The sequence below is a fragment of the Streptomyces sp. NPDC107471 genome, assembly GCF_055582845.1.
Genome location: NZ_JBVJPC010000008.1, coordinates 442,094 through 454,355, shown reverse-complemented (window position 1 = coordinate 454,355; position 12,262 = coordinate 442,094). Strand labels below are relative to the sequence as shown.

The following is a 12,262-nucleotide window of genomic DNA, read 5'->3' as shown; positions in this document are numbered from 1 at the left end:
GTGTGTGCGGCGCCTGTTCCCTGTTCCGCGGGGCTGCTTCACTCCCTCGTGCACACCTCAGGTGCTTGCCCCGAACCGTCGCCGCCGTCCAAGAGCCGGCCGGTTCGTCACGCTGCGCAACGGCGCACCCGATCCCTCGGAAGGCCCGCAATGACGCTGATCACCCGACGCTCCGTCCTGATCGCCGGTACCGCCACCGCCGGAGCCCTGCTGGTCCCGGCCGCCTCCGCCACCGCCGGGACCCGGACCTCCGGCAACCGGATCACGGTCGCGGCCGGGGAGACGTACGAGCTCTCCGCGACCACCCGCGTGAGCGAGCTGTCGATGGCCGAGGGCGGCACGATCGCCGCCCCGGACGGCCACAGTCTCACCCTGACCGTCGACGGGGTCGAGACCGGTCAACTGCTGACCGGGACGGGCGGCACCGCGACCCTCGTCCAGGCCGGCACCTACCGGGGCGACGTCGTGCTCACGGTGGCCGAGGCCAACGACGTCACCTACGAGACGCTCACCTTCCCCTTCCGGCAGGCGGTGTACGTCGACGGCACCGGGGTGGTGCGCGAGAAGTCCGTCCTCGCGGCCGTCCTCGGCGGCAGGCTCACGGACACCCTCGCCCGCAAGGTGTCGATCACGTCGACCGGCGAGTGCTTCGACGGCGTCTTCGTCCAGGACGGCACCTACACCCTGGAGAGTCCCGTCATCTCCCTGACCGGCAACGGCCGTTGCGACTTCGCCGGCTACGGCGCCGCGATCGTCGGCGACGGACCGGCCACCAGGCTGGTGGTGGACGGGGCACGTGTGAGCACCCAGGGCGTGGTCCGCACCGGGATCATCTCCGACGGCGGCGCCGACGTCGTCGTGAAGAACTCCTCCGTCGACTGCCGCAACGGCGTCCTGCCGTCCGACTACCAGGCCACCGTCGAGACGCCGTACATGCAGTCGGTGCCGTGGATGCTCGGCCTCGACGGCAACGTCCGCGCGACCAACCTCATCGGTGCGAACAGCACGGCCACCTACCTCAACTCCACCGTGTTCTCCGAGACCTGGGGCGCCCTGTCCGTCGAGGGCGGCAGCGGACTCAAGCTGACCGCGGTCAACAGCCACGTCGGCAACACGGGGGAGTACGGGTACGGCACCTACGCGATCGGCGACGCCACCGTGCGCGTGCTCGGCTGCCGTTTCGACGTCGGCAGCTACGCGACCGTCATCGCGGGTCCGGCCGCCGTCGTCCACTACGGGGACAGCACCCGGGAGGCGGTGGCGGCACTCGACACGGAGCTGTCCCTCGGGCTGTCCGCCGCCGAGCGCAAGGCGCTGCCGGTCCGCAACACCGTCGTCAACTCGGGCCATTTCGGCTACATGTTCTTCGGGGCCGGCACCCTCACCGTCGACGGCGGCACGGTCGTCAACTCCGAGCGGGCCACCTTCCTCAACAAGGGGCAGCAGACGACGATCTCGGTGGACGGCTCGCGGGGCGCCCGCCTCGACCCGCGTGACGGGGTCATCCTCCAGATGATCGAACTCGACGACCCGGGCCCGGTCGACGTCGACGGCAGGATGATGAACATCGGCGTCTACACCGAACCCACCGGAGACCCCGCGAAGGACTCCGCCTTCGATGTCACCGCCGCCCACGCCACGGACGGAGCCGCCACCTTCACCTCCATCGCCCTGAAAGGCGACTTCTACAACGGCATGCGCAGCGGCAAGAACATGGTCCTCACCTTCGAGGACGCCACCGTCGAGGGCGTGATCTCGGCGACCCGGACCGAGCACCGGGTGTCCTCGATCGACGCGTCCACCTTCTACGAGCTCGGCATCGTCACCAACACCCCGCAGGCCGCCGTCAACAACGGCGCCGTGGTGAAGCTGGACGGCGGCTCGGTGTGGACCGTCACCGGCACCTCGTACCTGACCTCCCTCACCCTCGCCGCCGACGCGGCCGTGCGGGCGCCGAGCGGGAAGAAGGTGACACTGACCGTCGACGGGACCGAGACGGCCCTCACCGCGGGCAGCGCCTTCACCGGTGCCCTCACCCTGACCGTCGCGTGACGTCAGGAGGCGGCGGCGGTCCGCGCCTCCGCCTCCTTCGCGATCTCCTCGAACCGCGCCCCCATGGCCTCCGCGAGGGCCTGCGCGCCCGACAGCGGACGGACCATCACCATCAGCCGGTCGATCCGGCCGTGCTCGTCGAGATGGATGAAGTCGCAGCCGTCCAGGGCGCGTTCGCCGACCCTGGTCGCGAACACCAGCGCGTGGTCGCGGCCGTCCTCGCTGCTCAGCTCGCTCACATAGCGGAAGTCCTCGAAGACCTTGACGACCGCGCCCAGGATCGCCGCGGTGATGGCCTTGCCCGCGTACGGCTTGAACACCACCGGGCTGGTGAAGACCACGTCCTCGGCCAGCAACGCCTCCACGGCGCCGAGGTCACCCGCCTCGACCGCTTCCCGGAACGCTCGCATCATGCCTCCATAGTCAATTTGTTGAGTAGGTGTGGAGTAGAGTAATCACCGGCTGTTAGCGTGTCCACATGTCGCTCAAGTACGCCGTCCTGGCCGCCCTGCTGGAGGGCGAGGCCTCGGGCTACGAACTCTCCAAGGTGTTCGACGTCTCGCTGGCGAACTTCTGGCCCGCGACCCCCCAGCAGCTCTACCGCGAACTGGAGCGACTCGCGCAGGACGGGCTGATCGAGGCGCGCGTGGTGCAGCAGGAACGCAGGCCGAACAAGCGGCTGTTCACCCTCACCGAGACCGGCCGCCGCGAGCTGAGCGCGTTCGCATCCGAACCGCCCCGCAGGCCGGCCGCCCTCCGCGACGAGTTCCTCGTCAAGATCCAGGCCATGGACGGCGTCGACCCCGAGGTCACCCGGGCGCTGGTCGAGGAGCGCCTGTCCTGGGCGCGCGGGAAACTCGCCCGCTACGAACGGGTCCGCGACCGGCTCCTCGACGGCCGCAGCGAGGAGCGCTACCTCGCCGAGGCGGAGCGGATCGGCCCGTATCTCACGCTCCTGGGCGGGATCGCCCTGGAGGCGGAGACCGTCCGCTGGTGCGAACGCGTGCTTGCCCTCCTGAAGCGCCGGGCTCCCCTAAGCTGACGCGGATGTTCAGCCCAGAAGGCCCCAGCCTCCGCGAACTCGCCGTCCAGGCACTGTCGTCCGTCGAGCGCGGCTACGACCTGCTCGCCCCCAAGTTCGACCACACTCCCTTCCGTACGCCCGACTCGGTGCTGGACGCCGTCGCGTCCGCGCTGCGCCGGACGGGCCCCTTCGAGGCCGGGCTCGACCTGTGCTGCGGCACCGGCGCCGGGACCCGGGTGCTGACCCGGGTCTGCCGGGAGAGCGTGACCGGGGTCGACTTCAGCGCCGGGATGCTCGACGTGGCCCGCGAGCGGCCGCGGGCCCGGCCCGGGGGGTCGCGCCTGTCCTGGGTGCGGGGAGACGCGCGCGCCCTGCCGTTCGCCCCCGCCTCCTTCGACCTCGTCGTGAGCTTCGGGGCCTTCGGGCACTTCCTGCCGGACGAACTGCCCGGCCTGTTCGCCCAGGTCCGCGAAGTGCTGCGCCCGGGTGGCTGCTTCGCGTTCCCGGTCGTCGCCCCGCCCCGCCCGTCGTCGCCCGCCTACTGGGCGCTCCTCGGCTTCGACGCCGTGATGCGGGTGCGCAACGCGCTGTGGCGACCGCCGTTCGTCATGTACTACCGGGCCTTCCGGCTCGGGGACGTGCGGCGGGAACTGGAAAGGGCCGGTCTCCGCGTGGAGCTGCACGCCCTGCCCGAGTTCGGGGTGCGCCGGGACGGCAGCCCGCGGGTCCGCATGGTCGTGGCGAGGCGCCCGCTCCAGACCGTCCGGATTTCCAACTCAACCGTTTGATTTTCCAACTCACCAGGTTATGGTGAGGCGCGTGACCACATCCACCGAGAACGAGTCGCGGATCGATCCCCTGTGGCGGTCCTGGGAGGGAGCGCACGGCGGCCATGTCGCCGCCGTCGCCCTGACGGCCGTACGCGCCCGGTTCGCCGGGGGAGCCCATCCGGTGCGCACACTGACCACGCACTTCCTCGCCCCGGCCGCCGCCGGTCCGTTGCACGTCTCGGGCACCGCGCCCGCCTCCGGCCGCCGCACCGCGGCCTGCGTCTTCACGGGCCACCAGGACGGCCTCCCGGTCGTCGTCGGATCTGCCCTGTTCGGCTCCGGCCGCCCGGGCATGCCGTACGACGGACAGCCGGTGCCGGACGTGCCGGGCCCGGAGGACTGCCGGACGATCCTGCTGCCGGGTCATCTGGCGCCCTTCGCCCGGCAGTTGGAGATACGGCCGGCCACCGACGACCTCCCGCTGGCCGGCGGTGACCGGGCCGAACTGCTGGCCTGGGTGCGCTTCACGGACGGGCGGGCGCTCGACGCGGGCGCGGTGGTCACCCTCACCGATGTGCTCCCGCCCGCGCTGTACGCCGTCTGGCGCACCCCGCGCCCCGTGCCCAGCGCGGAACTGACCGTCCACTTCACCGGCGCCCTGGACGAGGGCGCCGACGCCGGCTGGACCCTGGTGCGGATCCGGACCGATCACGCGGGTGCCGGCTGGGCCGTCGACGACAGTGCCGTCTGGGCGGCGGACGGCCGTCTGCTGGCCCTGGGCCGTCAGTCCCGCGTGGTGCGCGGCGAGCGCCCCTGAGGCCGGTACCGGGCGGCCGCGGTCACGGGGCGCTGCACAACGCCTCGACAGGTGCCGTGCGGAAGGTCCTCGGCGGGGCTCAGGCGTACGAGCGCAGCCAGCGCAGTTTCGCGGCCTCCTGGTAGGGGCCGCCGCCCTCGTGGTCGTTGAAGTCGTAGACCTCGATCGCCTTGTCGTCCTGGCCCCAGGCGTTGAAGGCCGCGAACACGGTGGAGGGCGGGCAGGTCTGGTCCTCCAGGGCCGCCGAGAACAGCGCCGGGGCACGGCCGCGGCTCGCGAAGTGCACGCCGTCGAAGTAGGCGAGGGTGCCGAGGACGTCCTCGAAGCGGCCGCGGTGCGTCTTGAGGTAGAGGCCGATCTCCCGGTACGGGTGCCGGTCCGTCAGGGTCGCCGCGCGCGGGAAGTCGCACAGGAACGGCACGTCCGGGGCGACCGCCGCCAGGTCCGGCACCAGACCGCCGACCGCGATGGAGATGCCGCCGCCCTGGCTGCCGCCGAGGACGACCGTGCGCGCCGGGTCGGTGAGCGGGTGCGAACGTGCCGCCTCCACCGCCCGCACACCGTCGGTGAACACCCGGCGGTAGTAGTAGTTCTCGGGGGCGTCGACGCCCCGGGTCATGAACCCCGGGTAGGCGGGCGCGCCGGCCACCGGGTCGGCGGTGCCACCGCCGCCGCCCCAGGCGCTGCCCTGCCCGCGGGTGTCCATGACGAAGTGGGCCCGGCCGGTCGACGCCCACAGCAGATGCTCGTGCGGCAGCCCGCGCCCGCCGCCGTACCCGATGAACTCCACGACCACCGGTATCGGGGCGGAGACCTCGGCGGGGATCGTGAACCAGCCCTTGACCGGGTGGCCGCCGAACCCGGCGAACGTCACGTCGTACACCTTGACCGTGGACAGGCCGGTGTCGACGAGTTCGAAGCGGGCGTCCAGGTCGTGCTCGCGGGCCTCCTGGAGGGTCTTGGACCAGAACGCGTCGAAGTCCTCGGGCTCGGTGGAGTCGCTGCGGTACTCGCGCAACTCGTCGATGGGGAGGTCGAACAGGGCCATGCAGGACCGCCTTCGGGAAGGGACAGCGCCGGATGATCACACGGTACGTGTGTGGTCGGACGAATCGCCAGGCCCTTGCCGCATCGGCGACGGGCTGCCGACCGCCCGAAGGCCGTGGAACTGCTGGTCAGGGCGACGGGACGGCGGCTGTGGACGGCGGGCGCGGAGCGTCGGCTGTCGAGAATGGTCGGGTCGACACCGCCTCACCAGCGGCCGGTGCGGTCAGGCCCGGCGGCGGGTCCACTGCGGTTCGGTGAGCGCCCAGTCCCGTTCCCATTCGGCGAGCCGCCGGCGGTTCGCCACCCCGCGGACGAGCGAGCGGCCGAGGAGGATCACGGCGACCGTGGCGCCCGCGCCGCAGGCGCCCATGACCAGGGTGTGCTGCCAGATCGCGGTCTCGTCCGGCGGCGCGGCCACGCTCCGCCCGCGGGCGTCGAACCACACGTCGACCTTCTCGCCCCCGTCGGTACCGGCCGGCACCCGGGCCTCGGCGGTCCTCGTGGCGCCCCCGGCCTCCGTCCAGCGCACGGTCACCCGGTAGGAGCGCTCCCGACCGCCCTGGACCGTCGGCGGCGCGTCCGGGACCCTGCCCACGACCTCCGCGCGGACCCGGTGGCGTTCGGAGCGCTGCGCGGCCGCCACCGCACGGGCGTCGCCATGCGCCCACCAGCCCACCGCCGCACCGATCAGCGGGGCGCCCAGCAGCATCAGTACGGCGACGGCCAGCACCGTCCACGCCTCGACGACGTCCGACCGGCGCCGGAGCGGATTGCGCCGCCAGCGCCAGCCGCGCACCCGGGTTCGCATTGTCGACCTCCGCACCACGCACCCCTGCGAGTGGTCACACAGATGTAGTACCCCTCCATCCGCGTCGTTCACGTGCGGGAGGGGTGCGGGTGCGCGCCCGGTGCGCAGGCGCACCCCGTCAGCCGAAGCGCTCGATCCGGATGCGGTCCACCGGCTGGCCCGCCCTCACCAGCAGCCGCGAGGCGTGCTCGGCGAAGGCGTTGGAACCGCACACATAGGCCTCCCACCCACCCTCGGGCGGCTCGGCCAGGAGGGGTGCCACATGTGCGGCCGACATACGTCCCACCGGCACCCCGTCCGGGGCGCTTCGCGTGAACACGGGGGTCGTCTCGGCGCCGAACTCCCGCGCGTAGATCAGCTCCTCGGGGCTGCGCGCCGACACCAGCAGCCGCAGCGGCACGGACAGTCCACGCACCCGGTGGTGGCGCACCATCGACATCAGCGGTACGACCCCGGAACCGGCCCCGACCAGCAGCGCCGGCCGGTCTCCCGGCCAGGCGAAGAAACCGCTCAGCGGCCCCCGCACCTCGATCTCGTCCCCGGGTCGGGCGACCGTGTGGAACCAGCCCGAGACCTCGCCGCCCTCGACGTGGTCCAGGGTCAGCTCGACGTGCCCGGTGTCCTCCGGCGGCGACGCGATCGAGTAGTGGCGCTGGGCCGTGTAGCCGTCCTCGGCGGTCAGCCGCAGCATCAGGTGCTGGCCGGGCAGATGCCCCTGCCAGGCGGGCACCGCGAACCGGAACGTGGAGGCGTACGGCGTCTCACGGCGGATCTCGGTCAGCGTCGCGGTCTGCCAGACGGCTCCGACGCCTTCGCCGACCGCGATACGCCCCGGCACCGCGAACCGGTCGACCGGAGCGGGAGCGTGAGCAGGCGCGGGAGAGGGGGAGAAGAGCGCCTCAGTCACCGGCGTACCTCTGTTCCTCCCACGGGTTGCCCCGCGCGTGATAGCCGTTGCGCTCCCAGAACCCCGGCTCGTCGTGGTCGAGCAGCGTCAGCCCCGCGATCCACTTGGCGCTCTTCCAGAAGTACAGATGCGGCACCAACAGCCGCGCCGGACCGCCGTGTTCGGCGGGCAGCGGGCTGCCGTCGTACTCCCACGCGATCCAGGCCCGCCCACCGGTCAGGTCCGCGAGGGGCAGGTTCGTGGTGTACCCGGTGTGGGAGCGGGCGACGGCGTGGGTGGCGGACGCGTGGGGCCGCGCCACGGCCAGGAACGCGTCCAGCGACACACCCGCGAACCGCACCCCGAACTTCGACCAGCTCGTCACGCAGTGGATGTCACCCTCGTAGGCCGAGACGGGCAGGGCGTGCGCCTCGTCCCAGTTCCAGGTGCGCGCTTCCTCGACCAGCCCGTCCACCCGGAACGTCCAGTCGGCCGGTGACAGGTCCGGGGTGACCTCCGCGGACAGGACGGGCCAGTCGTCGCCCGTGTCGTACTGGCCAGGGGGCAGCCCGGTGTTGTCCACGCGGGGGCGTCCGGTGAAGCCTCGGGTGACGTTCATGCTTCAACCGTACGCTGTCGTCGCGGGTGCCCCGTCCCAGGTCAGTGCCCCGATCGTTGCGACCGTGTGAACACCGGGAGGACCCGGGAATAGTCGTCGCGCGCCGCTCCTTGGCGCTGGTGTGCCGGGCCGGTGGCCCGGTGACGGTGCGAGGAGAGTGAGGGAGCAGATGCCCAAGGCGTACGTCTTCACGCGGTACGGCGGCCCGGAGACCGAGGCGCTCGTGGACGTGGACCGGCCGAGTCCCGGACCCGGCCTGCTGCTGGTGGCCGTCCGCGCGGCGGGCGTGAACCCCGTGGACTGGAAGCAGCGCAACGGCTTCAGGCGCCCCGGCGAGGGCGATGAGCGGGTCTTCCCCGTCGTGTTCGGCAACGAGGTCTCCGGTGTCGTCGAGGAGATCGGGGCCGGCGTCGAGGGGTTCGCGGTGGGGGACGAGGTCTTCGGCACCGCGCTCGCGGGCGGTTACGCCGAGTACACCCTGGTGCCGGCCGCCGTCGCCGCCCACAAGCCCGCGGAGCTGGCCCACACGGTGGCCGCCACCCTGCCCGTCGCCGCCGCGACCGCCTACGACGGCGTCCGCCAGCTCGACCTGCCCCCGGGCGCCACCCTGCTGGTGACCGGCGCGGGCGGCGGGGTCGGCGCGGCGGCCGTGCAGATCGCCCGCGCCTTCGGTCTCCGCGTGGTCGGCGTGGCGAGCGAGGGCAAGAAGGACCTCGTCGAGTCGCTCGGCGCCGTCCACGTCCCCTCCGGCCCCGACTGGGCGGAGCGGGCCCGCGCGACCGCGCCCGACGGCGTCTACGACCTCGTCGGGGGCCGGGTGCTGGCCGAGGCCGCCGAACTGCTCACCGACCGGTCGAGGCTGATCACCGCCGGAGCCCCGGAGGAGGAGGTGCGGCGGTTGGGCGGGGCGCGGGTGGCGCGGGCCCGCACCGCGGCCGTGCTGGAGGCGGTCGCCGGGCTGGTGGTCGCGGGGGACCTGGACCCGCACATCACCGAAACGTTTCCCCTCGACCGGGCCGGCGACGCGCTGCGCACGGTCGAGGAGGGCCACGCCCGCGGCAAGACCGTCATCGAGGTCGCCCGATGACCGACCGCGCACCGCACGTGCTCGACAACCCGGCCCTCGCCTCCCTGACCGGCCCGCACGCCCACTTCGCCGAGAAGCGTGGCCGGGTCCTGCGCTACCCCGTCGACGTCTCCCCGTGGCTTGCCCTGCCCGACGAGCCCGACCCGGGCGACTGGGCCGACCTCGCCGCGCTCGCCGGTGCCGGGGCGGAGGTCCCGCTGACGGCCTACGCGGGGCAGGTGCCCGAGGGCTGGGAGGTCACCTTCCACGTCGAGGGCGTGCAGCTCGTGGACGACGGCCTCGCCGCCGCACCTGATCCGGAGGCGGTCCGCCTCGGCCCCGACGACGTCCCGGAGATCGTCGACCTGATCGCCCGCACCCGGCCCGGCCCCTTTCTCCCCCGCACCATAGAGATGGGCACCTACCTGGGCATACGCAGGGACGGCGTCCTCGTCGCGATGGCGGGGGAGCGGCTGCACCCGCCGGGCTGGACCGAGATCAGCGCGGTCTGCACCGACCCCGCGGTCCGCGGCCAGGGCCTGGCGACCCGGCTGATCCTCGCCGTCGCGCACGGCATACGGCAGCGCGGGGAGGCGCCCTTCCTGCACACCGGAGCCCGCAACACCCAGGCCGTCCGGCTCTACGAGTCCCTCGGCTTCCGGCTCCGGCGCACCACCGCGTTCCTCGCCGCACGGGTGCCCGAGCGGCTGCCGGAGGAGGCCTACTGAGGACCCTCGGCCGGCCCGGACCAGGCGTTGTAGCGCACGAGGTACCCCGCGAACCGCTCCAGGTCCTCCCGCGACCAGTCCGCGAGCCGTTCGCCGACGGCCGCGCGGCGGCTCACGGTGACCTGGCCCAGGATGCTCCGGCCGGCCCCGGTCAGATGCAGCACCTGGACCCGGTGGTCCTCCGGGTCCTGGCGCCGCTCGATGAGACCCGCCCGCTCCAGGGCGGCGACCTGGCGGCTCACCGTGGACTTGTCCAGGGCGTAGTGGGCGGCCAGGTCGGTGGCGCGGCAGCCGTCACGCTCCTCCAGATGCCCGAGGAGCGTGTACGACACCAGGGACAGCTCGGGATGCAGGCGGCCCGCCGAGGCGCGGGCCCGTCGTGCGAAGACCGTCATCTCGCGCTGGATCGTCTCCACCGCCGTCGCCGCTTCCACCGGACCTCCTTCGCCGTACTGGTTGCAGAGTACAACTCAGGGCGCCCTGGGGTAGGGTGGCCGTCCGGTCGGGGGAGGTCCCGGCCGTGAGACACCGAGGAGGTGAGACCCATCAACGCTGTGTCAGACCGGGTGCTCCCTCCTCGCGTCGACGCGGGTCACCGCCTGTAGCCCAGGCGACCGCGGGAGCGCCCTTCGGCTCTCGAAAGGCTCCCGGCTTCCATGCCTCCACTGTCTCCCCGCTTCACCACGCCCGACGCCGTCGTCGCCGCCCTGCGCGCCGCGGGCTGCGTCTTCGCCGAGGACGAGGCCCGGCTGCTCCTCGCCGCCGCCCGCACCCCGGCCGAACTGGCCGACATGGTCGACCGCCGGGTCGGCGGCCACCCCCTCGAACTCGTCGTCGGCTGGGCCGAGTTCCGGGGACTGCGCATCACCGTGGCGCCCGGCGTCTTCGTGCCGCGCCGGCGCACCGAGTTCCTCGTCGAGCAGGCCCTCGCCCTGGCTCCGGGCGCCCGTGTCGTCGTCGACCTGTGCTGCGGCTCCGGGGCGGTCGGCGCCGCGCTCGCGGCCGCGCTGGGCCCGGTCGAACTGCACGCGGCCGACATCGACCCGGCCGCGGTGGACTGCGCCCGCCGCAACACCGCCGACGCGGGCGGCCGGGTGCACACCGGCGACCTCTTCGCGGCCCTGCCCGCCGACCTGCGCGGGCGGATCGACATCCTCGCGGCCAACGTCCCCTACGTGCCCACCGAGGAGGTCGCCCTGCTGCCCACCGAGGCCCGCGACCACGAACCCCTGGTGGCCCTCGACGGCGGGACGGACGGGCTGGACGTCCTGCGCCGGGTCGCGGCCGAGGCCCCGCGGTGGCTCGCCCCCGGCGGCTGCCTCCTCGTCGAGACCAGCGAACGCCAGGCCGCCGCCGCCCTCGACGCGTTCACCCGCAGCGGTCTGACCGCCCGCCTCGCCCTCTCGGAGGAGCTGTACGCCCATGTCGTGACCGGCACCAGGGCCTAGGTCCAGCCCGGCGCCCAGGTCCCCACACCCGGTGGGTCGGGCCGGGTGGCGTGCAGGTGGTCCCGGAGCGCGGCGAGGGCCGGGTGGGGGTTGTCGGCGCGCCAGAGCAGGGAGTGCGGGTAGACCGGCGTGGGCCCGTGCACCGGGATGCGGCGCAGGTCCTGGTCGGACGGCCAGACCAGACGGGTCAGCTCACCGACGAGGGTGGCCAGGCCCGCGGAGTCGGCGATGGTGTCGAGGAGGGGGTCGGTGCCGAAGTCGGGGCCGGTGACCTCGATGGTGAGGCCGAAGGCGGCGGCCAGGTCGTCGTAGTAGGTGCCCCACTCGGTCCCGGTGACCAGACCGGGCATCCAGATGCGGTGCCCGGCCAGACCGGCGGGGGTCACCGAGCGGGCTCCCGCTAGGGCGTGGCCGGGGCCGGTGAGGAGTTGGACCGGCTCGTCGTAGACCCGCGCGGACGCGACGCCGTCGGCCGACCGGCCCGCGGAGTGCGGGACGGCGCGGAAGGTGGCGTCGATCGTGCCGGACCGCAGCGCCGCGAGGGCCGCGTCGGCGTCGAAGAGGGTGACGACGTCGAGCTCGACGTCCGGGTGTGCGCGGTGGAAGGCGCGCAGCAGTTCCGCGGGGGCCAGCCGGCGGCCGATCACGTCGACGCGCAGGGCCCGGCTGCCCGGCCGTACCGACGCCGCCGCCCGTTCCGCGGCGCGCAGCAGTTCGCGGGCGTGCGGCAGGAACGCCTGGCCGTCGATGGTCAGCCGGGCGCCGCGCGGGGTGCGGGTGAACAGCCGTGCCCCGAGGTCCTTCTCCAGGGCGGCGACCCGCTTGGACACGGCCTGCTGGGTGACCGCCAGCCGGTCGGCGGCCTCCTGGAACCGTCCCGCGTCCGCCACGGCGACGAAGGTGCGTACGGCGTCGAGATCCATGCGGGCAGCCTAGGCCGTCCGTGCACAACCCCGGGTTGTGGCCGACCGGGGCGCTGGTTGTTTGATCGGCGGGG

Annotated in this window: 14 protein-coding genes; 7 read left to right on the top strand and 7 right to left on the bottom strand. The window is 73.4% G+C overall.

Going from position 1 to position 12,262, the window contains the following annotated elements; genetic code table 11:
- Positions 1-150: 150 nt before the first annotated feature.
- Positions 151-2,052, top strand: coding sequence for a hypothetical protein (locus ACZ66S_RS27895; protein ID WP_469904281.1), 1,902 nt, complete (start codon positions 151-153; stop codon positions 2,050-2,052).
- Positions 2,053-2,054: 2 nt separating this feature from the next.
- On the opposite strand, the gene ACZ66S_RS27890 is transcribed toward ACZ66S_RS27895, so the two are convergent.
- Complete coding sequence (locus tag ACZ66S_RS27890) at positions 2,055-2,462, bottom strand: nuclear transport factor 2 family protein (RefSeq protein ID WP_469904342.1); 408 nt, start codon at positions 2,460-2,462, stop codon at positions 2,055-2,057.
- 68 nt (positions 2,463-2,530) lie between these two features.
- Between ACZ66S_RS27890 and ACZ66S_RS27885 the strand changes: the two genes are divergently transcribed.
- Genes ACZ66S_RS27885 through ACZ66S_RS27875 form a run of 3 tightly spaced genes read left to right on the top strand, consistent with a single transcriptional unit; the run spans position 2,531 to position 4,663 of the window.
- Positions 2,531-3,094, top strand: a complete 564-nt coding sequence (locus ACZ66S_RS27885) for a PadR family transcriptional regulator (protein ID WP_469904280.1) — start codon at positions 2,531-2,533, stop codon at positions 3,092-3,094.
- 5 nt (positions 3,095-3,099) lie between these two features.
- Positions 3,100-3,864, top strand: coding sequence for a class I SAM-dependent methyltransferase (locus tag ACZ66S_RS27880; RefSeq protein ID WP_469904279.1), 765 nt, complete (start codon positions 3,100-3,102; stop codon positions 3,862-3,864).
- A 31-nt stretch (positions 3,865-3,895) separates the two neighbouring features.
- On the top strand, positions 3,896-4,663 hold the full coding sequence (locus ACZ66S_RS27875) for an acyl-CoA thioesterase (protein WP_469904278.1): 768 nt from the start codon (positions 3,896-3,898) through the stop codon (positions 4,661-4,663).
- A 79-nt stretch (positions 4,664-4,742) separates the two neighbouring features.
- Here ACZ66S_RS27875 and ACZ66S_RS27870 read toward each other — a convergent pair whose 3' ends face one another.
- The 4 genes from ACZ66S_RS27870 to ACZ66S_RS27855 form a co-directional block, all read right to left on the bottom strand.
- Positions 4,743-5,711, bottom strand: a complete 969-nt coding sequence (locus ACZ66S_RS27870; RefSeq protein ID WP_469904277.1) for an acetylxylan esterase — start codon at positions 5,709-5,711, stop codon at positions 4,743-4,745.
- Positions 5,712-5,933: 222 nt separating this feature from the next.
- Entirely contained in the window at positions 5,934-6,518 is a 585-nt protein-coding gene (locus ACZ66S_RS27865) for an Rv1733c family protein (RefSeq protein ID WP_469904276.1), read from the bottom strand.
- Positions 6,519-6,636: 118 nt separating this feature from the next.
- Positions 6,637-7,425 carry a ferredoxin reductase gene (locus tag ACZ66S_RS27860; RefSeq protein ID WP_469904275.1) on the bottom strand — a complete coding sequence of 263 codons (789 nt, stop codon included), beginning with the start codon at positions 7,423-7,425 and terminating at the stop codon, positions 6,637-6,639.
- Entirely contained in the window at positions 7,418-8,023 is a 606-nt protein-coding gene (locus ACZ66S_RS27855; RefSeq protein ID WP_469904274.1) for a sulfite oxidase-like oxidoreductase, read from the bottom strand. Before ACZ66S_RS27855 ends, ACZ66S_RS27860 begins: the two co-directional genes overlap by 8 nt.
- A gap of 169 nt (positions 8,024-8,192) precedes the next feature.
- On the opposite strand from ACZ66S_RS27855, the gene ACZ66S_RS27850 reads away from it, so the two are divergent.
- A complete protein-coding gene (locus tag ACZ66S_RS27850) occupies positions 8,193-9,110 on the top strand; it encodes an NADP-dependent oxidoreductase (protein WP_469904273.1) in 918 nt (305 codons plus the stop codon).
- Positions 9,107-9,817 (top strand): GNAT family N-acetyltransferase, encoded by a 711-nt coding sequence (locus ACZ66S_RS27845; protein WP_469904272.1) that lies wholly within the window; start codon positions 9,107-9,109, stop codon positions 9,815-9,817. The genes ACZ66S_RS27850 and ACZ66S_RS27845 overlap by 4 nt, the downstream gene beginning before the upstream one ends.
- Here the strand turns inward: ACZ66S_RS27845 and ACZ66S_RS27840 are convergent.
- Complete coding sequence (locus ACZ66S_RS27840; protein WP_469904271.1) at positions 9,811-10,251, bottom strand: MarR family winged helix-turn-helix transcriptional regulator; 441 nt, start codon at positions 10,249-10,251, stop codon at positions 9,811-9,813. The genes ACZ66S_RS27845 and ACZ66S_RS27840 overlap by 7 nt on opposite strands.
- Positions 10,252-10,473: 222 nt before the next feature.
- On the opposite strand from ACZ66S_RS27840, the gene ACZ66S_RS27835 reads away from it, so the two are divergent.
- The gene (locus ACZ66S_RS27835) at positions 10,474-11,265 is read left to right on the top strand and encodes a putative protein N(5)-glutamine methyltransferase (RefSeq protein WP_469904270.1); all 792 of its coding nucleotides are present in this window, start codon (positions 10,474-10,476) and stop codon (positions 11,263-11,265) included.
- Here the strand turns inward: ACZ66S_RS27835 and ACZ66S_RS27830 are convergent.
- The gene (locus ACZ66S_RS27830) at positions 11,262-12,188 is read right to left on the bottom strand and encodes a LysR family transcriptional regulator (protein ID WP_469904269.1); all 927 of its coding nucleotides are present in this window, start codon (positions 12,186-12,188) and stop codon (positions 11,262-11,264) included. The two genes, ACZ66S_RS27835 and ACZ66S_RS27830, sit on opposite strands and share 4 nt — an antisense overlap.
- Positions 12,189-12,262: the final 74 nt, after the last annotated feature.